Source organism: Frateuria edaphi, from assembly GCF_021117405.1.
Classification (GTDB): domain Bacteria; phylum Pseudomonadota; class Gammaproteobacteria; order Xanthomonadales; family Rhodanobacteraceae; genus Frateuria_A; species Frateuria_A edaphi.
Genome location: NZ_CP088251.1, coordinates 354878 through 377083, shown reverse-complemented (window position 1 = coordinate 377083; position 22206 = coordinate 354878). Strand labels below are relative to the sequence as shown.

Here is a 22206-nt window from a genome sequence, read left to right as displayed (position 1 = left end):
CATGCGAAATCCTTCTGATTCGAGGTGGAAAGCGTGATCAGGCCTTGGCGCCCGCGTACTCGTAGTACGCGTAGGCGTAGTAGCCGGCGCTGCGCTTCTCGACCGCGTTGAAGATCGCGCCCTTCACTGGCACGCCGTTCTGTTCGAAGCGCTGCTTGGCCAGCGCGATCTCGCGCGCCTGGTTCACGCCGAAGCGCACGACCATCAGGCTGGTGCCTACGTGATGGCCGATCACCGCCGCGTCGGTCACCGCCAGGATCGGCGGCGTATCGATGATGATCAGGTCGAAGCGCGGCTTGAGCTTCTCGAGCAACGCGGTGAAGTGCGAGTGCATCAGCAGCTCGGACGGATTCGGCGGAACCTTGCCACGCGAGATGAAGTAGAGGTTGTTCGCCCCCTCCACCGTGCGCACGGCCTCGGACAGGCCGATCTGGCCGGAGATCAGTTCCGACAGGCCCTGCTCCGGACGGCCGCCGACCACGGTGTGCAGTGCGCCCTTGCGCATGTCCGCGTCGATCAGCAGCACGCGCTGGCCGGCCTGCGCGATCACCGCCGCCAGGTTCGAACCGACGAAGGTCTTGCCTGCGCCCGGGCCGGGGCTGGAGATCATCAGCAGGTTGTTCTTCGCTTCCAGGCGGGCGAAGTGCAGGCTGGTGCGCAGGCTGCGCAACGCCTCCACCGCCAGGTCGTCCGGCGCGCTTTGCGCCAGCAGGTGCTGGGCGTACGCCCCTCGTCGCACGCGGCCATTGCGCTCGGTGATCTCGCGCTCGGCGGCCGACAGCGGCACGCAGGCGTAGACCGGCAGGCCGACGTGCTCGATGGCGGCCAGGTCTTCCACGCCACGGTTGAGCAACTGGCGGATGAAGATGAAGGCGAGCGCGAGCAGGCCACCCAGCGCGGTGCCGGCGAGCACCAGGATCATCTTCGGCGGCCACACCGGACGGTTGGTGTTGGTCGCGGCGCGGTCGACCACGCGCACGTTGCCGACGGTGCCGGCGCGCGCGATGTCGAGCTGCTGGGCCTGGTTGAGCAGGTTGGTGTAGGTCTCGTTGCTGACCTGCACGTCGCGGGTCAGGCGCAGCAGTTCCTGCTGCGTGTCGGGCAGGTGGCCGACCTGCTTCTCCAGCGCGGCCTTCTTGCCCTGCAACTGCCCGATCTGCGCGGCGAGGGCCTGGTAGGTCGGATGGTTGGAAGTGAACTTGCGCTCGACGTCGGCCATCTGCATGCGCAGGTTTTCGATCTGCGTGTCCAGCGCGACCGTCTGGTCGAGCAATCCCTTGGTCTGCAGGCTGATGTCCACCGAGTGCGCGCGCATCTGGAACGCGTTCAACGCGGCGGTCGCCTTCTCCAGGTCCATCTTGACCTTGGGCAGCTGCTCCTTGACGAACTTCAGGCTGTTGGCCGCCTCGGCGGAGTTGCGCTCCACGTTCTGCTGCACGTACAGCGCGCTGATCTGGTCCAGCAGCTGCGTTGCCAGCACCGGATCGATGTTGTCGTAGGTGAGCACGATGATGCCCGAGTCCTTGCCCTGCTCGGTGGCCTGGATGGCCCCCTGCAGGCCGGTGATCGTGCCCAGGTGCGAGTGGCGCGCCACGTCGAACACGGCGCCGGGATTGGCGTGCAGCGACTGCACCTGCATCGTGATGCCGTTGCCCGTGGCCGATTCGCCCACGCGGCCGGTCAGCAGCACGTTGTCGCCCGCGTCGGTCAGCGTATAGGTGCCATGCTCACCGGCGACCAGCCGCAGCTGCTTGTCGAGGAGCGCCGAAGGCACGTCGAGCTGGAAGATGTCCAGTTCCGCGCCGCCCCAGTCGTAGCTGTCCATGCCCATGAACGGCGGGGCCACGTCACCCGGCATCTGCGGGTTGTAGCTGCGCGCCATGTAGTCGCCGATCACCGGGAAGCGCTCCGGCTTGGCGGTGATGTCCAGCTTGAGGTTGTTCACCGCCTGCCCGATGATCGTGCGCGAGGTGATCAGTGCGATCTCGGTGGTCGCCTGCGAGGAAGAGGTGCCCAACGTTTGCGACAGATCGTCCAGGCCAGGCAGGCTGGGGACTTTCTGTTCCACCTGTACGGTGGCGGTGGCCTCGTAGATCGGTGTGGTCAGCGTGGCATAAATCACGCTGATCACGAAGAACACCGCAGTGACGCCGATGATCAACCACTTGTGGTCGAGCAGCGTGCCGAGCAGCGCGTGCAGATCGATGTCGTCATCGCGACGCGGTGAGGACGGGAAGGTCTGTTTGGTGGTCATAGCCCGGTTCCTAGGCTTGGGGGGTTCACAGGTAGCGCAGCCAACTGCCGACGCCACGTTCGATTGAGGCGTGTACTTGCTCGAACACACTGCGCGAACGTCGAAATGGATCCGGCACGTCGCTGCCCGCGTGCCATTTGTCGAAAAGAAACACCTTGCCGCTGGCCTCCGGGGCGAGCTTCACCACCGCGTTCAGGTGTCGGCGCTCCATCGCCAGGACCAGGTCCGCTTCGCGCAGCATCGATGCCTCGAGCTGGCGCGCACGGTGTTCGCTGGCATCGATGCCGTCGTCTTCCAGCAGTGCGGCGGCGTTCTGGTCGATCGGCCGCCCCACCAGCGCGCCCAGGCCGGCGCTGCTGACGTGGATGTCGCGCTCGCCCAGTTCGCGGCGGAACAGGAATTCCGCCACCGGGCTGCGGCAAACATTGCCGACGCAGACCACCAGGATGCTGTTGAACACGATCCGCACACTCCCGAAAAACCCAAGGCCATGTGGCCCCTGTCGATGCCACGCCGACCAGGCGCGTGATGGACGCCGAACCGGCCGGTAGAGAGTCGGCAGTAAAACTCGTGTTCCGTGAAAAAATCATGTTGGACACTTCCTTCATTTACGTGAAGAAAATGCTTTCTCAGCTACATCTTTTCTTCACGCGGGCTGGGCCTGGCATATCGCCAACTTGGAAACACGTCTTTCTCACCGCATTCACGAATGATCGCGTTAGATTCGTCGAGCCCGCTTGGCAAACGTTCCATCTTCGGGGGGCCCAACCCATGCACCAGTTGAAGCTCGTGCTTCCGCTTGCCGGTCTGCTGATCGCCGGCCAGGCCTTGGCACACAAGGCACCGCATGTCACGACCGGCGCCCCGGCTCCCGCCAGGCTGGCGCTGGTGCAGGCCGGCGCCAGCCCCGCCGCGCTGATCGATGGCGTGCGTGGACGAAGCGTCCGCGGCACGTCGGAAACGCCCGCCGCGGCAACCGCGCAAGCCATCGGCAAAAGCTATAGATACACCCACTCGCATTAACCGTCGCCATTAGCCAAAACCGCCATGTCGCGGGCGTGTCAGACGAATGACTTCAATAATTCGTCACGATTATCCCCACGGTGGCCCAGCAGAAAGGACGCATTATGAAAACGCTACCCGCAGTAGCCATCCTTCTCTTCGCCGTCGCGCTGAACGGCTGCGCGATCGTCCCCGGCCAGCGCATGGACGAGGGCGCGCTGCAAAGTGACAACAGCCACATGCAGCTGCTGCAGATCACGCCGGAGCTGGTGGAGAGCAGCCAGACGCAGGCCAGCGCGATTCCGCAGGAACTGGTCTCGTACCAGCCGGAGGACTACCGCATCGGCCCCGGCGACACGCTGTACATCACCGTGTGGGATCACCCGGAACTAACCTCGCCCGCGGGCTCGCAGCAGCAGACCGTGGCCAACGGCCGCCTGGTGCGCCCTGACGGCACGCTGTTCTATCCCTATGCCGGCACCATCAAGGCGGCCGGGCTGACCGTCGAGGAACTGCGCCAGTCGCTGACCAAGAAGCTGGGCAGCTTCGTGCGCGAGCCGCAGGTGGACGTCAACGTGGTCGGCTACGGCAGCCATCGCATCACGCTGGAGGGCGCGTTCCAGCACACCGACGCGCAGGTGCTCAACTCGGTGCCGATGACGCTGTCGCAGGCGATCGGCGTGGCCGGCGTCAACACGCAGGAAGCGGACCTCTCCGGCTTCACGCTCACCCGTGACGGCAAGACCTATCCGATCGACCTGACCGCGCTCAACCAGGGCACCGACGGCCAGATCTACCTCAAGCCCGGCGACAAGCTGTTCCTGCCGTACAACGACAACAAGGAGGTGTATGTCGTGGGCGAGGTGATCCGCCCGCAGGCCATCACCTTCAAGACCACCGCGCTGACCCTCACCCAGGCGCTGGGTCGTGCCGGCGGCCTGAGCCCGATCACCTCTTCGGGCAACGCCGTGTACGTGATCCGTGGTTCGGAGAAGCTCACCCAGACGCCCGCGCAGGTGTTCCACCTCAACGCACGCTCGCCGGCGTCCTATGCCCTGGCGGACAACTTCCGCGTCAAGCCGGGCGACGTGGTGTGGGTCGGCGCGGCCGGCATCACCAAGTGGAACCGCTTCCTGAGCCAGCTGCTGCCGCTGTCCGGCCTGATCTACCAGACCGCCGGCTCGGTCGATCGCGTCAACAACCCCTGACGGAAGGTTTGGCTGGCGGACCAGGGAAGGTCCGCCGGCATGGAACGAGAAAGGCCCGGCGCATGCCGGGCCTTTTTTTTCTTTGGGAGGGGTCTGGGTGAGAGGCCCGTGGGATGGGCGATCCGGCGCAGGTTGAAGTCAAGGGCAACCCAGGCAACGGCGCACTTCACCGCTGCCGTCACCACACTCTCTCCCCGGACGGGAAGGGGAGCTCAAGCGCTCGCCAGCCAGACCACCCCGCGCTCCACTCGAAGCGGCACCGCACGCAGCGACTGCCCACGGCAGGGCCCGCCCACGCAGAGCCCGTCCCCGGTGCGGAAGCTCGCCCCATGCACTGCACAGATCAACGTGCCGCGGCTGATCAGGAATTGTCCGGGCGCCCAGTCGAGTCGTCGCCCGGCGTGCGGACAGACGTTGATCCAGGCCCGCGCTTCCTCGCCGTCGCGCAATACGATGAGGGTTTCGGGACCTTCGGGCAGGGTCGCGTCCACCGCTACCGCGGTGCCGTCGGGAATGTGATCGAGGCGGCAAAGCGCCCCGGGGGGTAGGTCCATCGGCACTTGCCTCGGGGGCGTGAAAGCCCCATCGTTGCGCACGTAAGTCGTTGATTTTACCACACGGATTTTTAACATGCGCCTGTTCCAGCTGCCCTCGTCCCGTCCCCGCCACCCGCTTGCGCGCGCCCTTTCGCTGGTCGTCGGGGTTGCCGTGCTGGGCGTGATGCTGGTGTTCGGGCTGTTCGTCGCTGGCGTGCTGCTGGTCGGTGGCGGGCTGTGGCTGGCGTTGCGCCAGTGGAACCGCGCGCGCGCCGTCGGCCGTGCCGCGACTGCCGCCGGAGCGCGTCCGCAGGTACTCGAGGGCGACTTCGTGGTCCTGCATGAAGGGCGCCCGGTCGCGCGTTGAGGCGCGCAAGAAGCGGATGGCCCGCGCGCGAGCTGACGCCACAAACTGGCGTCATCTGGAAACCGGAACGCCGCCATGTCCGCCATCGAACCGCTTGAACAGGCCCGCCGTCTGCTCGACGAGGCCGAAACCGCGCCCAGCCTGGACGCCCTTGCCAGCGCGGTGGCGCTGAGCCCCACCTACCTTCAGCGCGCTTTCCGGCGGCGCTTCGGCATGAGCCCGGCGGAATACCACCGCTCGCGCCGCTTCGGGCAGTTCAAGGCCGCCCTGCGTGAAGGCGCCGCCGTGACAGACGCGGTCTACGAGGCGGGCTTCGGCTCGGGCAGTCGCGTCTACGAGCACAGCAACCGCCTGCTCGGCATGACCCCGGCAAGCTACCGCGCCGGCGGTGCCGGGGCGTGTATCCGCTACACCACCACCGGCACGCCGCTGGGGCGGCTGCTGGTGGCGACCACCACGCGTGGCATCTGCGCGGTCAACCTGGGCGACGACGACGTGGCGCTGGAACGCGGGCTGGCCGGGGAATTCCCGCATGCCACGCGCGAGCGCGTGGACGCCGGGCGCGAGGAATGGCTGGATGCGGTGATCGCGCGCATCGCCAGCGAGCTGGGCTGGAGCGATGCCGCGGCGCCCGCCATGCCACCGCTGGACATCGCCGCCACCGCGTTCCAATGGCGTGTGTGGGATGCACTCACCCGCATCCCCGCCGGCCAGACGCGCAGTTACCGTGCGCTCGCCACGGAACTGGGCGACGCCAACGCCGCCCGCGCGATCGGCAACGCCTGCGGCAACAACCGACTGGCGCTGATCGTGCCCTGCCACCGCGTGGTACGCGAGGACGGCTCGCTGGGCGGCTGGCGCTGGGGTGTGGAACGCAAGCGCGAGCTGCTGGCGCGCGAGCGCAACCGCGTCGCGGAGCCGGAGCGCCGCCGCGCGTCTTGACCGTCGCTCAAGGCTGGATTGAGAACTGCGCGCTACCGCGCCGGTGCCGCTCCGGCTATCGTGCGCGCTTCGGGCAACACCACCTGATCGACGCCGGCCTCGCCGGCTGCCGGCGTTTGCCCTTCGTTCCACCGGATCCCGCCGATGCCCACGCACAAGCCCGCCGGCCACAATGCCGTGTCGCCGTACCTGCTGGTCGCTGACGCGCGCGCCATGCTGGCCTTCCTGCACGCGACGTTTGGCGCGAAGGAACTGCTGCGCAAGATGCGCGATGACGGCTCGATCATGCACGCCGAGGTGTGGATCGACGATTCGGTGGTGATGGTCGGCGAGCGCCCCGATGGGCGCGATCCGGTGCGCGGTTCCACCCATGTCTACGTACCCGACGTCGACGCGTGTTACGCCGCGGGCCTGGCCGCCGGCGCATCCAGCGTGACCCCGCCCACCGACCAGCCCTACGGCGACCGCAGCGCCGGACTGCGCGACCCCGAAGGCCATTTGTGGTGGATCGGCACGCACCAGGCCGAATGAAGCCCCCTCCCCCTGCATGATCTCCCGCCATGTCCGCCATCGATGACACCTCCGCCACTCCTGCTCCCGCCCGCGCGCTGGACGAACCGCGTGTGCTGATCCCGCTCGGCCTGCTCGCGCTGTACGTCGTGTGGGGCTCGACCTACCTGGGCATCCGCTACGCGCTGGAGAGCTATCCGCCGTTCCTGCTCGCAGGCGTGCGCTTCCTCGGCGCGGGCTCGGCCATGTACGCGTTCCTGCGGATCCGCGGCGTGCGCCCGCCCACGCGACGCCAGTGGCGCAACGCGGCGGTGACCGGCGTGTTGCTGTTGCTGGGCGGCAACGGGCTGGTCTGCTACGCCGAGCAGAGCGTGAGTTCGGGCATTGCCGCGGTCGCGGTGGCGAGCATGCCGCTGTTCGCCGCGGTGTTCTCCGGCATGTACGGCCAATGGCCGAACCGGCGCGAGACGGTCGGCTTGCTGATCGGTTTCGCCGGCGTGGTGGTGCTGAACCTGGGCAGCGGACTTTCCGGCTCGCGACTGGGCGCGCTGGCGCTGATCGTGGCGGCGATGAGCTGGGCCTTCGGTTCGGCCTGGAGCAAGCGCCAGGACATGCCGGCCGGGCCGATGAACACCGCCGCGCAGATGCTCTGCGCCAGCGTCGCACTGCTGCTGGTCGGCTTCGGCACCGGCGAACAGCTGCCCGCGCATCCCACCCTGCGCGCCACGGCGGCGGTGGTGTACCTGGCGCTGTTCGGGTCGATCGTCGCCTTCAGCGCGTACCTTTACGTGCTCAAGCACGCACGGCCGGCGCTGGCGACCAGCTACGCCTACGTCAACCCGCCGGTGGCGGTGCTGTTCGGCGTGCTGCTGGCCGGCGAGCACGTCGGCCCGTTCGACCTGGGCGGCATGGCGATCATCCTGGTGGGCGTGGGCGTGATCACGCTGGCGAAGAAGCCCGCCCATTAGGCGAAAGTGCGTGTAGGAGCGCACCTGTGCGCGACCGCGCGGGTCGGGTAGCCGAAGGCCCGGCCGACGGCATTGAAGCAGCCGTGGTGCCGAGCGGAGTTCTCCCGCAGAAAGCGTCCTGCGCGCGGCTTCCCCACATCCCGGTCGCGCACAGGTGCGCTCCTACCGGGCTTGTCTCCGTGCCACCATGCCGCGGGCGAAGGCAACGGAGAGCGGCATGGATCACTCGCGGCAAGGTCTGCTCGCACGCGCGGCGTTGCGCTGCGCCGGCTGGTCCGAACGCTGGTTCCCCGATGCCTGGGTCTTCGCCGCGCTCGGCGTCGCGTTGGTGGCGTTGCTCGCGCTGGGTTTCGGCGCCGCCCCGACGACCACCGTGCAGGCTTTCGGCGATGGTTTCTGGAGCCTGATCCCTTTCACCATGCAGATGGCGTTTGTGGTGATCGGCGGTTACGTGGTGGCCAGTGCGCCCGTGGTGGCGCGCCTGATCGATGCATTGGCGCGCGTACCGAAAAGCGGCCGCGGCGCCGTGTGCTACGTGGCGCTGGTCAGCATGCTCGCCTCGCTGCTGTCGTGGGGTTTCTCGCTGGTCTTCGGCGGGCTGCTGGTGCGCCCGCTGGCGCGCCGCGACGACCTTGCGATGGACTACCGCGCCGCCGGCGCCGCGGCCTACCTCGGACTGGGCGCGGTGTGGGCGATGGGTCTTTCCTCCTCCGCCGCGCAGCTGCAGGCCAACCCGGCCAGCATGCCACCGGGATTGCTGGCGATCACAGGGGTCTTGCCGTTCAGTCAGACGATCTTCCTGTGGCAGTCGCTGCTGCTCACCGCGGTGCTGATCGCCGTGTCGCTGCTGGTGTGCTGGTTCACCACGCCGACCGGCGAAGGTGTGCGCAGCGCCCGCGACTGCGGCGTGGCCGATTCGGACGCGGTCCCCGCGCTGCCGCCACGCACCCGGCCGGGCGAATGGCTCGAGTACAGCCCGTTGCTGTCGCTGCTGGTCGGCGTGTTGGGACTGGGCTGGCTGCTGCGGCGTTTCGCCAGCGTGCCGGCGGCCATGGCGATCGCCGACCTCAACACCTACAACCTGCTGTTCCTCACCATCGGCCTGCTGCTGCACTGGCGCCCGCGCAGCTTCCTCGACGCGGTGGCGCGCGCGGTGCCCAGCACGGCCGGCGTGCTGATCCAGTTCCCGCTCTACGGCGGCATCGCTGCCCTGCTCACCCACGCGCCCGGCGCGGACGGTGCCACGCTGGCGCACCGGCTGGCCGGCGTGTTCGTGCGCGTGGCCACCACCGACAGCTTCCCGCTGGTGATGGGGGGCTACTCGGCGGTGCTGGGCTTCTTCGTGCCTTCGGGTGGCGGCAAATGGCTGGTCGAGGCGCCGTACGTCATGCAGGCGGCCAATGACCTGCACGTGCATCTGGGCTGGGCGGTGCAGGTCTACAACGCCGCCGAGGCGCTGCCCAACCTGGTCAACCCGTTCTGGATGCTGCCGCTCCTGGGCGTGCTGGGATTGAAGGCGCGCGACGTGGTCGGCTTCACCTTCATCCAGCTGCTGGTGCACGTGCCGCTGGTGCTGGGGCTGCTGTGGGCGCTGGGGCTGACGCTGCAATACGCGCCGCCGCTGATGCCCGGCTGATCGGGAAAACACGCAGGGTGGGCTTCAGCCCACCCCACGTTGTCCCGGTCAGGACTCGCGCAACGCCGTGGTCACCGGCAGCCGGGCGGCACGCACGGCGGGAAACAGGCCGCCAATGAAGCCGATCGCCAGCGCCCACTTCAGGCCGGTCCACAGCAGCGCCGGCGTCACGTGCAGCTGGAAACTCATCTGCCCGGTGGTACCCGCGGCGAGCGTCGAGGCGGCGAAACCGTTGAAGGCCAGCCAGGCCAGCAAGCCTCCCAGCAGCCCGCCGAGCAGCGCGAGCAACATGGTTTCGAGCATCACCGCGACCACCACCGGCGTGCCGCGGAAGCCGATCGCGCGCAAGGTGGCGATCTCGCGGGCACGCCCGGCCACCGCGGCGAACATGGTGTTGAGCGCGCCGAACACGGCGCCGATCGCCATGATCACGCCGACCACGATGCCGATGATCCTGATCGCCTTGCTGGTCTGCTCGGACTGCTTGCTGAAGTAGTCCAGCGTGGTTTCCACGTCCACCTGCAGGCGTGGATCGCCCTTGAGCGCAGCCTTGAAGCCGTCGAACGCGCTGGCGCCGGTCAGCCGCGCGAACACGGAGGTGCGGCTGCTGCCGCGCCGGTACGCCGAGGCGACCACGTCGCCATCGCCCCACAGCTCCGAGTCCATCGCGTTGCCGGAGGCGAAGATGCCGGTCACCGTCCAGAGCTGGCTGCCCAGCTTGATCTGGCTACCCGGCTCCAGCCCGGCGAACTGGCGCTGCGCACCCTTGCCGGCCACCAGTTCACGCAGGCCCGGCTTGAACTTGCGCCCCGCGACGATCTTCACGTCGGGCCGCAACGTCCACGCCTGGTCGCCGATGCCGCGCAACTGCACGCTGCCCTCGTCGCCGCTGCCGTCGCTGAGCGGCAGGTTGGCCGCGACCACCAGTTCGGGCGAGGCGATCGGCTTGCCGGCCTGGTCGCGCGCGATGCCCGGCGCCTCGGAGATCGCGACGATGCTGTCGTGTTCGAGCACCGAGGAAACCTCCGACGCCGAGCCGTCGCGCATCACGATGGCAGTGTCGGTGCTGCCGCTGTTGCTCAGCGCCTCGCTGTAGCCCACGCCCATCGCCAGCAGCGACACCAGCACCGCCACCACGCCGGCGATACCGATCACCACCACCGAGGAGGAGCCGATGCGCTGCGGCAGCGTGCTCACGCCCACGCTGGTGGCCGAACCGGCCTGCCGGCCGGCGCGGGTCAGCTGCATCCACAGCACGAAGACCACCGCCAGCGCCAGCCATGCCGGCCAGGGCAAGGCGGTCCAGGCCACGATGCTCGCCACCACCACGAGGGCGAGCAAGAGTCCACGCAGAAACGATTTCATGGCTATCTCCTTAGCGCCCGGCCAATGCATCGACGATGTTCAGGCGCATCGCGCGCATCGCGGGCAGCACGCCGACCAGCAGGCCGATCCCCAGCATCAGCGCGACGCCGATCGCCCAACTGCTCGCCGGTACCGGCGGCATGCTGACCATCCCGCCACTGCCGGCGCTGAGCGCCGGCCCCAGCACCGCGGCCAGCCCGAGGCCCAGCACGCCGCCCAGCAGCACCAACGCCACCGATTCGGCCAGTACGAGTCCCAGCACGCTGGCGCTGGAGAAACCGATGGTCTTGAGCACGGCCAGCTCCGAGGTGCGCTCGCGTACCGCCTGGGCCATCGTGTTGCCGGTCAGCAGCAGCAGGGTGAAGAACACCGCGCCCATGATCGAGATGACGATGAAGCCGACGTTGGCCATCTGCTTGATGTACTGCGCGAACGCGGCCTGTTCGGTCATCGTCCTGGTTTCGTGGTCCGAGTTGGCCGACAGCGCGTCGATCGCATTCGCCACGCGGTCGGACTGGCTGGCGTCGACCACGCGGGTCACGTACCAGCCGACCCGGCCGTGGTTGTACGGGTTGGATTCGTCGAAGTACTTCCAGTGCATCAGGATGCCGCCCTGGAGCATCTGCTTGTCGTCCGGCTTGGCCGGACGCATCACGCCGACGATGTCGAAGCTCCAGTTCTTGCTGCCGTCGCGGTTGGGGAAGATGTTCGACTGCAGCGGCAGCTTGTCGCCGACCTTCCAGTGGTACTTCTTCGCCAGCAGGTCGCCGACCAGCACGCCGGTGCGGGTCTGTTCGAAGGCCTTGCGCTCGGCCGGCGAGACCGCGACCTCCGGGTACATGTCCACGTAGTTGTCGCTCACCGCGAAGGTGAAGATCTGGTTGTGCGGGTCCTGGTAGGCGCCGCCGAACCAGTTGGCATAAGCCACCATCTTCACGCCCGGGACTTGCTCCATGCGCGCCTGCAGCGACTGCGGCAGGGTTTCGATGAAGGAAAGCTTCGAGCCGGTCTGCAGGCGCTCGGCGCCGGCGGCGCTTTTCCCCGCGTTGGCGAAGCTGGTGCGCACGCCATCGAGCATGCCGAACAGCAGGAACGCCGCCAGGATCGACACCAGCGTGAGGATGGTGCGCGTCTTGCGCCGCCACAGTGCGGCCCAGATCAGGTGCAGGTATTTCATGCGAGCCTCCTCAGGCCAACGCCTGCTCGACCAGCGTGCCCTTGTCCAGGTGCAGGGTGTGGTTGGCGTACTCCGCGGCCTTGGGGTCGTGGGTGACCATCACGATGGTCTTGCCGTGCTCGCGGTTGAGCGTGCGCAGCAGGCCCAGCACATCCTCGGCGGACTGGCGGTCGAGGTCGCCGGTCGGCTCGTCGCACACCAGCAGCGTGGGATCGGACACGATCGCGCGGGCGATCGCCACGCGCTGCTGCTGGCCACCGGACAGCTCGCTGGGCTTGTGCGAGGCGCGCTCGGCCAGGCCCACCAGTTGCAGCGCGATCGAGGCGCGCTGGCGCCGCTCCGCAGAGGACAGCTTGGTCAGCAGCAGCGGCAACTCGACATTGCGCTGCGCCGAAAGCATCGGCATCAGGTTGTAGAACTGGAACACGAAGCCGACGTTGGCCGCACGCCACTTGGCGAGCGCACCGGCGCCGAGCTGGTCGATGCGCTGCCCGCCCACGCTGATGACGCCGGCGGACGGCGTGTCCAGTCCGCCGATCAGGTTGAGCAGGGTGGTCTTGCCCGAGCCCGAGGGGCCCATCAGGGCGAGGAAATCGCCCTCGGCGATGTCCAGGTCGATGTGGTGAAGCACTTCGACCTTCTGCTTGCCGCGCGTGTAGACCTTGGCCAGGTCGCGGGTTTCGATCAGGTTGCCCATGGGCTTTCTCCGGTCAGCCGTAATGGTTGCTTGAGCTTTCGCGCGCGCCCTGGAACGGACGCCCGCCACTGCATTCGACGCTCAGGACTGCTTGTTCTCGACATGTACTGCCGCGCCGTCGCGCAACTCGGCCGGCGGCGACACCACCACCGTCTCGCCGGGCTGCACGCCTTCGGACACGAGGCGCTGGTCGCCGCGCGCCTGCGATTGCACGGGGCGCTGCTGCACGCGCTCGCCCTGCACCACGAACACCACCTCGTGGCCGTCGCGCCGTGCGATCGCCGCGGCCGGCACCAGCACGCCGCGCGGCGTCTGCGCGGTGGCCGTGGCCCGGGTTTCCAGGAACGACACGCGCACGCCCATGTCCGGCACGATGCGCTGGTCCTTGTTCTCCAGCGCCACGCGCACCTTCACCGTCGCCTTGCCGCGGTCGGCGGCCGGCACGATGGCGATCACGTGCGCCGGGATGCGCCAGTCGGGGTAGGCATCGAGCACCGCCTCGGCGGGCATGTGCGGCTTGACGCGGCCGATGTAGGCCTCGTTCACGTCGACATCGACCTCGAGGGAATCCATATCGACGATCGTGCCCACGCCGGTGCGGGTGAAGCCGCCTCCGGCCGACAGCGGCGAGATGATCTCGCCCACCTGCGCGGACTTGTCGGTGACCACGCCGTCGAACGGGGCACGCACCACGGTGTAGTCGAAGTCGACCTGGGCCACCTTGGCCTGCGCCTGCGCGGCTTCGGCCTGGCGTTGCTGCGCGTTGAGCTGGGCGGCGAGCGCCGCGACCTGGGTATGCGCCTGCTCGGCCGCCTGCCTGGCGACCAGCCCGCGACCGACCAGCGCGTCCTGGCGGGCCGCATCGTGCCGGGCCTGGGCCAGTTGCGCTTGGAGCTGGCCCACCTGCGCCAGCGCCGCGCGGGCGCTGGCCTGGGCCGCGTCGAGGTTGGCGCGGTAGGCGCTGTCCTCCAGTCGCGCCAGCACCTGGCCCTTGCTGACGTGGTCGCCTTCCTCGATCAGCACGTCGGTGAGCGTGCCGGTGATCTGCGCCGACACCGTCGCCTGGCGGCGCGCGGTGACATAGCCGGTCGCCTGCAGCACCGCGCCGGCATCGCCGCCGCCGGGGGCCGCGGCCGCGGCGGTCTGCACCACCACCGCGCGGTTGGCGAGCATCCACCAACCGCCGATGCCCAGCGCCAGCAGCACCAGCAGCACGCCGCCGACGATCCAGGGCCAGCGGACCGGCGCGGTGCTCACCGCTTCACGGTGCCCGCGATCGATCTTCAGCTGCCTGAGCAGTTCCCCGTTGTCCACGCCTTGGCTCCCACAAGTCCATTGCTCAAGTGCAAACGATGCGGCAAGCCGCGGTCCGGCGGCAGATGGTGCCATCAGTCATCGGCGATGACAGGTGTCACGCGCGCGCGGCGGGCTCAGGCGGCGGCGCATGTCCCGGCCGGCCTTTCCCGGCGCGCGGCGACGGCACCGACCGCCTGCGCCAGGCGCGCCGCCGCGGCCTTCAGGGTCGCCTCGGACAAGGTGGCGTAATTGAGCACCAGCGTAACGTGGGACGGCGGCATCGCGTGCAGGGCCTCGCCCGAACACAGCCGTACCCCGCGGGCCAGCGCCTCGGCAACCAGCTCGGCGGTGCACTCGCCAGGCAGCCCGGGCAGGCTGGCGAACAGCGTGCCCGCGGCGCCCTCGCCGGCAACCTCCGCCGCGTCGCCCAGCTGCGCCTTCAGCGCGTCGCGCAGCGCGCGGTGGCGCGGCACCAGCTGGTTGTTGATGCGGCGGATGTCGCGCAGGTACTGCCCGCTGTCGATACATGCGGCCAGCACGTGCTGCTGCATCGACATGCAACCGCGATCGGCCAGCCATTTGGCGGCGAGGATCTTCTCGCGCAGCCACGCCGGCACCAACATGTAACCCAGCTGGAGGGCCGGGTAGACGGCGCGCGCGAAGCTGCTGATGTAGATCACGCGGCCATGCCGGTCCATGCTCCACAGCGAGGGCGAGGCGCGCACGCCGAAGCGGTGTTCGCAGTCGAAATCGTCCTCGACCACGCAGGTCTGGCCGGCATAGGCGAAGCGCAGCAGCGCCTCCTTGCGCGCCATCGGCATGACCGCGCCGGTCGGGTACTGGAAGGACGCGCCCACCGAAACCAGTCGCGCGTCGCGCAAGGCAAGGGCGTGTGCCGCGACATCGAGGCCCTGCCCGTCCACCGCGCAGGGCACGATGCGCGCGCCGGTCGCGGTGTAGCTGTGGCGCACGCCCCAGTAGCAGGGGTCCTCCACGCCCACGACCGCGCCTTCGTCGAGCAGCACCCGCGCGACGAGATCGCGGGCCTGCTGGGTGCCGCTGACGATCACCACCTCGCCCGGATCGACCACGATGCCGCGTTCCATGCGCAGGTAGCGCGCCACCGCGGCACGCAACGGCGGCGCGCCTTCGAGTACCGGGTAATCCGGTGCGCTGCGCCGGCGCACCAGTTGCGCCACGGTCTGGCGCCAGTGCTTGAGGCTGCGGGCATCGGAGCGCACGCGCGGCAGCGAGAGGTCGATCACTTCCGGAGCGCAGGGCCCGTGGTCGACGGGCATTTGCGGCGGGAGGCTCAAGCGTTGCGCAAAGCGCGAAAGCGGCACGTTCGCCAGGCCGCTTGCCTGGGCCGCGTCGATCCCGATAGACGGCGGCACCGCGATCGCCACCGCGCTCACGTACGTGCCCGAGCCGCCCCGGGTCTCGACGTAGCCCTCGCCCTCCAGTTGCTCGTAGGCCATCAGCACGACCGTGCGCGACACGCCAAGCGTGACTGCCATCGACCGGCTGCCCGGCAGTCGGGAACCGATGCGGAAGCGTCCCACTTCGATGTCGCGGCGGATCGCCCCGTACACCTGCATGTAGATCGGTTCCCTGCCCGGCATCGCGCCCCCTGCTGCCTTTGCGGACATGCGACCTGACCGGCGGCATGAAAAAGGATATGTACCAGCAAAACCTGAGCTCCACACCTCTACGAAAAGGGCGGGGTTCCTTTCCGCCCGGTCCCTTTCGGCCGCCCGACGCTTTTTGCGCCAGCGCGACGGTACGGTCTGCTAGGCTCGCGCGCATGCGCTACGCCATTCCCCAGCCCGCCGTCCCCAGCCTGCCGGTACTCGGCAGCGATGACCGCTTCCCGGTGCGCCGGATCTTCTGCATCGGTCGCAATTTCGCCGACCACGCGCGCGAGATGGGCGCGACGGTCGACCGCGAACAGCCGATGTTCTTCTGCAAGCCGGCCGATGCGGTGGTCACCGATGGCGCCGACGTGCCCTACCCGACCGCCACCGCCGAACTGCACCACGAGGTGGAGATGGTGGTAGCGCTGGCCGGTGGCGGTCGCGACCTCACGGCCGACCTCGCCGAGACGCTCGTCTTCGGCTACGGCGTGGGGCTGGACCTCACCCGCCGCGACCTGCAGGCGCAGGCCAAGGCCAAGGGCCATCCCTGGGACGTGGCCAAGGCTTTCGACCATTCCGCGCCGGTATCCGCACTGCGTCCCGTCGAACAAGGACAACCGGGCGCGCAGACGCGGCTCAGCCTGGAGGTGAACGACGTGCTGCGCCAGCAGGCCACGCTGCAGGACATGGTGCATGACGTTCCGGCAATCATCGCGGCGCTGTCGAAACTGTTCGAACTGAAACCGGGCGACCTGCTGTTCACCGGCACACCGGCCGGCGTCGCCGCATTGCATCGCGGAGACCGCTTCCACGCCGAGCTGGAAGGCATCGCCGTGCTGGACGGCCGCGTGGTCTGAGCCGCTGTTCCACGCAGCGCGGCCGCGCTAGAGTCTTCGCGGGGGAATTCCCTGCAATGGGAGGATTCGCATGGGCATGCTCACGGAGTTCAAGGAATTCGCCATGCGCGGCAACGTGATCGACCTCGCCGTCGGCGTGGTCATCGGTGCTGCGTTCGGCAAGGTGGTGACCTCGCTGGTCGACCAGATCATCATGCCGCCGATCGGCCTGGCCACCGGTGGCGTGGATTTCAGCAACCTCAAGTGGGTGCTCAAGCCTGCCGACCCGGCCAACAAGGTGGCCGAGGTGGCGATCCAGTACGGCGCGTTCATCAATACGGTCATCACCTTCCTGATCATCGCGCTGGCGATCTTCCTGATGATCAAGGCGATCAACCGGGTCAGCCGCAAGCCGGAACCCGCGCCTGCCGCGCCACCGGCCGACGTGGTGCTGCTGACCGAGATTCGCGACCTGCTCCGGACGAAGCCATAAAGCGGCCGACGCGAGGGATGGAGCGGCGCCGCGTCCTCCGTCCCTTCCGTCTCCGTGACTTCTGGCCTACGCCGTTGGCTGCCGCGGCCTCAATAATCGGGCGTTCATCCCCAGCGGAGTTCCCCCGATGCGCCGTCCCTCCCTCACCTTGCTCGCCGCCAGCCTGCTGCTGGCCAGCACCGTCGCCTGCGCCACCGGCACCACGATTCCCGCCGCGGCCGTAAAGACGGCCGAACAGCTGCGCGACAAGGCGATGCACGACGACACCGGTTACCGCATCGCCGAGTCGCTCACTACCGAGGTGGGCCAGCGCCTGGCCGGCAGCCCGGCCGACAAGCGCGGCGTCGAGTGGGCGATCGCCAAGTTCAGGGAGCTGGGCTTCGACAAGGTCTACACCGAGCCGGTCACCTACCCCAAGTGGGTGCGCCACAGCGAGCGCGGCGCGATCGTCTCGCCGTTCCCGCAGTCGCTGGTGTTGACCGCGCTGGGCTATTCGCCGGCGACGCCCAAGGGGGGCCTGACGGCACAAGTGGTGAAGTTCGACAGCCTCGACGCGCTCAAGGCGGCCGATCCGTCCACGATCAAGGGCAAGATCGTCTACGTCGGATTCCGCATGCAGCGGCACAAGGATGGCCATGACTACGGCATCGGCTCGCCGATCCGCGTGCAGGGTCCGGTGATCGCGCAGGCCAAGGGCGCCGCCGGCTACCTGCTGCGTTCGGCCGGCACCGATCCGGACAGCCGCACGCCGCACGCCGGCGTCACCGGCTTCCGCGATCCGGCCAAGGCCATTCCCGCCGCGGCGCTGTCCAACCCCGACGCCGACCAGCTCGAGCGCGTGCTCGGCTACGGCAAGCCGGTGACGGTGAAGCTGGATCTCGATTGCGGCATCGAGGGCGAGTACACCGGCGCAAACGTGATCGGCGAGATCACCGGCGCGAAGTATCCGGACCAGGTCGTCGCGATCGGCGGCCACCTGGATTCGTGGGATCTGGGCACCGGCGCGATCGACGACGCCGCGGGCGTGGCGATCGCCATGGGCGCCGGCAAGCTGATCCACGACCTGCCCCAGCGCCCGGATCGCACCATCCGCGTGATCGCCTTCGCCAACGAGGAGATGGGCCTGTGGGGCGGGCGCGCCTACGCCAAGAAGCATGCGAACGAAGTGCACAAGTTCCAGCTGGGCACCGAGTCGGATTTCGGTTCGGGCCGGGTCTGGCGCATGAGCGCCAGCGTCAAGCCCGAGGCGCGCGGCGCGATCGAGCAGATCGCGAAGGTGTTGGCGCCGATCGGCGTCGCCTATGACGCCAAGCGCCCCGGCGGCGGCGGCTCGGATCTCTCGCAGATGCACGGCAAGGGCATGGCCGCGCTGTCGCTGACCCAGGACGGCACCTACTACTTCGACTGGCACCACACCGCCAACGACACCTTCGACAAGATCGACCCGAAGGACCTGGCGCAGAACGTGGCGGTTTACGCGGCGTTCTCTTACATGGCGGCCCAGGCCGACGGCGACTTCGGCTCCGCGCCGGGCGCCTTCGCCGACGACGGCGCCGGGGACTGAGCGCCCTTCGGGTTGCGCGCAGGGCGGGCTTCGGCCCGCCGCTTTTCTTCCGCATGGGGAACGGGTGGGCCGAGGCCCACCCCAAGCGACCCTGCTAGCGGGTGTAGTAGCTCCCGCTTTCCACCAGGGCTTTGGGTACGCAGAAGGTCCTGGGCAACACGGCGATCGCCACCGGCACCGCGACCGTCTTTTCCACGCCACCCACGCCGGCGCAATCGGCGCCTTCAGGCAGCCGGTAATGGATGATCCGCACGGTGTATTGCGGACAGACGTCCGCGCAAGGGAACTCGGCGACCAACGGCAGACCATGGTTGCGACCGAGCTCGACTGTCTGGCCCATCGACGCGCGCTTGTCGAACGGCTTGGCCGCATAGGCGGCCAATGCCGCATCGTCGAGCGTGCCGGGTTCGCTCGCGCGCGTCGCGCAGCCGGCGCCGGCCAGGGTGAACAGGAGGATGAGGACAGCGGTGGTGGTGCGCGGCATGGCGGATCTCCCGGGCAGATGCTTCCACCCTAGCCCAAGGCCCGTCGATGCGCCTCAAGTTCGCCATCCCCCGGGATGGTGCGCTCCTTACAGAGGCCGTGCGTCTGCGACCGGCTGGCGCGCGAAGCGCCGCTGCAGGCGGTCCAGGTACAGGTAGATCACCGGCGTCAGGTACAAGGTGAGTACCTGCGACACCACCAGGCCGCCCACCACGGCCAGGCCCAGCGGGCGGCGCACGTCGGCGCCGGCGCCGACGCCCAGCGCGATCGGCAGCGTGCCGGCAAAGGCAGCCATGGTGGTCATCATGATCGGGCGGAAGCGCACGCGGCAGGCGTCGAAGATCGCCGCCGCCGGCGCCATGCCTTCCTCGCGCTGCCGCTCCAGCGCGAAATCGATCAGCATGATCGCGTTCTTCTTGACGATGCCGATCAGCATCACGATGCCGACGAAGGCGAACAGGTCCAGCGAAGCGCCGAACAGCACCAGCGTGAGCAACGCACCCACCGCCGCGGCCGGCAGGCCGGAGAGGATCGTGAGCGGGTGGATGAAGCTCTCGTACAGGATGCCCAGCACCAGGTAGATCACGAATACCGCCAGCAGGAGCAACAGACCCATGCCCTGCATCGAATCCTGGAACGCCTGCGCGGTGCCTTCGATCGAGCCGCTGATGGTGGCCGGCAGCCCCAACCGGGCCATCGCATCGTCGATCTCGCCCACCGCCTCGCTCAGGCTCACGCCGGCTGCGAGATTGAACGACACGGTCACCGCCGGCAGCTGGCCCTGGTGGTTGACCGTGAGTACCTGCGGCTTGCGCGCGAAGCTGGCGACCGTGTCCAGCGGCACCGCCTTGCCGGTGTCGGAGGTGACGTACAGGCGCGAGAGCACCGCGGGGTCATCCTGCAGCGCGCGCTTGACCTGGAGGATCACCCAGTACTGGCTGGCCGCGCCATAAATGGTCGAAACCTGGTTTTCGCCGAACGCCGCGCCGAGCGCGCCCTGCACCTGCGCCATGGTCAGGCCCAGCGGGGCGAGCTTGTCGCGGTTGACCTCGACCACGATCGAGGGACTGTTGAGGTCCAGGTCGTTGGTGACGTCCTGGAAGCCCGGCAGCGCGGCGAACGCATGGGTGACCTTGGCCGACCAGTCGTACAGCGCCCCGATATCGATCGACTGCAGCGTGTACTGGTATTCGGCCTTGCTCTGCCGACCGCCTACGCGGATGGCGGGCGGGTTCTGGATGTAGGTGCGGATGCCGGTGACCTGCGCGAACTTGCGCCGCAGTTCCTCCATCACGCCGTCGACGTCGAGCGCGCGTTGGCTGGCAGGCTTGAGCAGCAACAGGATCGAGCCGTTGTTGACGGTGGCGCGCGAGCCGCCCGCGCCGACGCTGGACATGTAGCCGGCGAGGTTGGGGTCCTTGGCCACGGTATCGGCCAGCTCCTGCTGGCGCGCGACCATCGCATCGTAGGAAATGTCTTCCGGTCCTTCGGTGTTCACGCGCAACTGGCCGCTGTCGCCGGCGGGGATGAAGTCCTTGGGCGCCACCACGAACAGCAGCGCGGTCACCGCCAGACTCGCCACGAACGCCGCCAGCACCAGTCGCGGGCGGTCCATGCACCAGCGCAGGCTCGACAGGTAGCCGCGGTGCACGGCGTTGAAGCCGCGGTCGAAGCCGGCGATCAACCGGTTCCTGGTCTCGTGGTCGTGCGCCTTGACGAACCGGCTGCACAGCATCGGCGTCAGCGTGATCGCCACGATGCCGGAGATCAGGATCGCCACGCTGATGACCACCGCGAATTCGTGGAACAGCCTCCCGACGATGCCGCCCATGAACATCACCGGGATGAACACCGCGATCAGCGACAGCGTCATCGAGAAGATGGTGAAGCCGATCTCGCCGGCGCCCCTGATCGCCGCGTCGTAGGGCGCCTCGCCCGCCTCGATGTGGCGCACGATGTTCTCCAGCATCACGATCGCATCGTCGACCACGAAGCCGACCGCGAGCGTCAACGCGAGCAGCGAGAGGTTGTCCAGGCTGTAGCCCAGCACGTACATCACGCCGAAGGTGCCGATCACCGAGATCGGCAGCGCCACCGCCGGAATCAGCGTGGCCGAAAGGTTGCCCAGGAACAGGTAGATGACCAGCACCACCAGCCCACCGGCGAGCAGCAGGGTGAACTGGACGTCGTCCACCGAGGCGCGGATCGACTGCGAGCGGTCGTACAGCACCTGCAGCTTCACCGAGGGCGGCAGGCCGGCCTCGAAGCCGGGCAGCACGCGTTTGATGCGATCGACCGTCTCGACCGTGTTGGCGCCAGGCTGGCGCTGGATCGCCAGCACGATGGCGCGCTCGCCGTTGAACCAGCTGGCCTTCTGGTCGTCCTGCACGCTGTCGCGCGCCTGGCCCAGGTCACCCACGCGCACCGGCGCGCCGTTGCGGTAGGCGACCACCACCTCGTTGTAGGCAGCCGCACGCTCGAGCTGGCCGTCGCTGCGGATCGGCAGCTGCTGGCGCTGCCCGTACAGCGAGCCGGTGGCCTTGTTGACGTTGGCATCGGCCACCGCCGCCTGCACCTGGTCGATGCCGATGCCGCTGGCGGCGAGCTTGTCCGGGTCCAGGCTGATCCGCACGGCGTACTTCTGCGAGCCGTAGACGTTCACCTGCGCCACGCCGTCGACCATCGACAACTGTTGCGCGAGCTCGGTCTCGGCGTACTCGTCGACCTGGGTGAGCGGCAACGTGGAGGAGCTCATCGCCAGGTAAAGGATCGCCGCGTCCGCCGGGTTCACCTTGCGGAAGGTCGGCGGCGTGGTCATCTCCTTCGGCAACTGGCGCAGGGCCGAAGAAATGGCCGCCTGCACGTCCTGCGCGGCGGCGTCGATGTTGCGGTCCAGCTCGAAGGTCAGCGTGATCGAGGTCGAGCCCAGCGCGCTGGTCGAACTCATCGAACTGATCCCGGCAATCGTCGAGAGCTTGCCTTCCAGCGGCGTCGCCACCGCCGACGCCATCGTCTCGGGCGAGGCGCCGGGCAGGCTCGCGCTGATGCTGATGGTGGGGAAGTCGACGTTGGGCAGCTCGTTCACCGGCAGCCGCGGGTAAGCCACGATGCCGAATACCAGCAGCGCGGCCATCAGCAGCGTGGTCATCACCGGGCGGCGGATGCAGAGCTGGGGGATGTTCATGCGAAGGGCGACTCAGTGGCGCGATACAGCGCCCTCTCCCCGTCGGGCAGAGGG

20 protein-coding genes are annotated in these 22206 nt (G+C 68.5%); 10 read left to right on the top strand and 10 right to left on the bottom strand.

Going from position 1 to position 22206, the window contains the following annotated elements:
- Positions 1–37 precede the first annotated feature (37 nt).
- Entirely contained in the window at positions 38–2254 is a 2217-nt protein-coding gene (locus LQ772_RS01715) for a polysaccharide biosynthesis tyrosine autokinase (protein WP_231323421.1), read from the bottom strand.
- A 25-nt stretch (positions 2255–2279) separates the two neighbouring features.
- Positions 2280–2714, bottom strand: a complete 435-nt coding sequence (locus LQ772_RS01710) for a low molecular weight protein-tyrosine-phosphatase (protein ID WP_231323419.1) — start codon at positions 2712–2714, stop codon at positions 2280–2282.
- A gap of 68 nt (positions 2715–2782) precedes the next feature.
- Here LQ772_RS01710 and LQ772_RS01705 point away from each other — a divergent pair, with 68 nt between their 5' ends.
- Positions 2783–3277 (top strand): hypothetical protein, encoded by a 495-nt coding sequence (locus tag LQ772_RS01705; RefSeq protein ID WP_231323418.1) that lies wholly within the window; start codon positions 2783–2785, stop codon positions 3275–3277.
- A gap of 104 nt (positions 3278–3381) precedes the next feature.
- Positions 3382–4464, top strand: coding sequence for a polysaccharide biosynthesis/export family protein (locus LQ772_RS01700; protein WP_231323417.1), 1083 nt, complete (start codon positions 3382–3384; stop codon positions 4462–4464).
- A gap of 212 nt (positions 4465–4676) precedes the next feature.
- Here LQ772_RS01700 and LQ772_RS01695 read toward each other — a convergent pair whose 3' ends face one another.
- A complete protein-coding gene (locus tag LQ772_RS01695; RefSeq protein ID WP_231323416.1) occupies positions 4677–5018 on the bottom strand; it encodes a Rieske (2Fe-2S) protein in 342 nt (113 codons plus the stop codon).
- Positions 5019–5094: 76 nt separating this feature from the next.
- Between LQ772_RS01695 and LQ772_RS01690 the strand changes: the two genes are divergently transcribed.
- From LQ772_RS01690 to LQ772_RS01670, 5 genes are all read left to right on the top strand, one after another.
- Entirely contained in the window at positions 5095–5367 is a 273-nt protein-coding gene (locus LQ772_RS01690; protein ID WP_231323415.1) for a hypothetical protein, read from the top strand.
- 75 nt (positions 5368–5442) lie between these two features.
- Positions 5443–6309 carry a methylated-DNA--[protein]-cysteine S-methyltransferase gene (locus LQ772_RS01685; RefSeq protein WP_231323414.1) on the top strand — a complete coding sequence of 289 codons (867 nt, stop codon included), beginning with the start codon at positions 5443–5445 and terminating at the stop codon, positions 6307–6309.
- A 144-nt stretch (positions 6310–6453) separates the two neighbouring features.
- Complete coding sequence (locus LQ772_RS01680) at positions 6454–6840, top strand: VOC family protein (RefSeq protein ID WP_231323413.1); 387 nt, start codon at positions 6454–6456, stop codon at positions 6838–6840.
- Positions 6841–6869: 29 nt separating this feature from the next.
- The gene (yedA, locus tag LQ772_RS01675; protein WP_231323411.1) at positions 6870–7787 is read left to right on the top strand and encodes a drug/metabolite exporter YedA; all 918 of its coding nucleotides are present in this window, start codon (positions 6870–6872) and stop codon (positions 7785–7787) included.
- 217 nt (positions 7788–8004) lie between these two features.
- Positions 8005–9423, top strand: coding sequence for a short-chain fatty acid transporter (locus LQ772_RS01670; RefSeq protein WP_231323410.1), 1419 nt, complete (start codon positions 8005–8007; stop codon positions 9421–9423).
- Positions 9424–9471: 48 nt separating this feature from the next.
- Here the strand turns inward: LQ772_RS01670 and LQ772_RS01665 are convergent, their stop codons facing one another.
- The 5 genes from LQ772_RS01665 to pdxR all read right to left on the bottom strand — a co-directional run bounded on the left by LQ772_RS01665 (position 9472) and on the right by pdxR (position 15580).
- Positions 9472–10788, bottom strand: coding sequence for an ABC transporter permease (locus tag LQ772_RS01665; protein ID WP_231323408.1), 1317 nt, complete (start codon positions 10786–10788; stop codon positions 9472–9474).
- A gap of 10 nt (positions 10789–10798) precedes the next feature.
- The gene (locus tag LQ772_RS01660; protein WP_231323406.1) at positions 10799–11965 is read right to left on the bottom strand and encodes an ABC transporter permease; all 1167 of its coding nucleotides are present in this window, start codon (positions 11963–11965) and stop codon (positions 10799–10801) included.
- Positions 11966–11975: 10 nt separating this feature from the next.
- Positions 11976–12662, bottom strand: a complete 687-nt coding sequence (locus tag LQ772_RS01655; RefSeq protein WP_231323404.1) for an ABC transporter ATP-binding protein — start codon at positions 12660–12662, stop codon at positions 11976–11978.
- 81 nt (positions 12663–12743) lie between these two features.
- Complete coding sequence (locus LQ772_RS01650; protein ID WP_231323402.1) at positions 12744–13976, bottom strand: efflux RND transporter periplasmic adaptor subunit; 1233 nt, start codon at positions 13974–13976, stop codon at positions 12744–12746.
- A 116-nt stretch (positions 13977–14092) separates the two neighbouring features.
- The gene (gene pdxR, locus LQ772_RS01645; protein WP_231323400.1) at positions 14093–15580 is read right to left on the bottom strand and encodes a MocR-like pyridoxine biosynthesis transcription factor PdxR; all 1488 of its coding nucleotides are present in this window, start codon (positions 15578–15580) and stop codon (positions 14093–14095) included.
- Between the two features lie 182 nt (positions 15581–15762).
- Between pdxR and LQ772_RS01640 the strand changes: the two genes are divergently transcribed.
- From LQ772_RS01640 to LQ772_RS01630, 3 genes are all read left to right on the top strand, one after another.
- Positions 15763–16449 (top strand): fumarylacetoacetate hydrolase family protein, encoded by a 687-nt coding sequence (locus tag LQ772_RS01640; protein ID WP_231323398.1) that lies wholly within the window; start codon positions 15763–15765, stop codon positions 16447–16449.
- 70 nt (positions 16450–16519) lie between these two features.
- A complete protein-coding gene (mscL, locus tag LQ772_RS01635; protein ID WP_231323396.1) occupies positions 16520–16921 on the top strand; it encodes a large-conductance mechanosensitive channel protein MscL in 402 nt (133 codons plus the stop codon).
- 127 nt (positions 16922–17048) lie between these two features.
- Positions 17049–18485, top strand: a complete 1437-nt coding sequence (locus LQ772_RS01630) for a M20/M25/M40 family metallo-hydrolase (RefSeq protein ID WP_231323394.1) — start codon at positions 17049–17051, stop codon at positions 18483–18485.
- Between the two features lie 94 nt (positions 18486–18579).
- Here the strand turns inward: LQ772_RS01630 and LQ772_RS01625 are convergent, their stop codons facing one another.
- Positions 18580–18969 carry a hypothetical protein gene (locus LQ772_RS01625; protein ID WP_231323392.1) on the bottom strand — a complete coding sequence of 130 codons (390 nt, stop codon included), beginning with the start codon at positions 18967–18969 and terminating at the stop codon, positions 18580–18582.
- An 87-nt stretch (positions 18970–19056) separates the two neighbouring features.
- The gene (locus LQ772_RS01620) at positions 19057–22152 is read right to left on the bottom strand and encodes an efflux RND transporter permease subunit (RefSeq protein WP_231323390.1); all 3096 of its coding nucleotides are present in this window, start codon (positions 22150–22152) and stop codon (positions 19057–19059) included.
- Between the last annotated feature and the right edge of the window lie 54 nt (positions 22153–22206).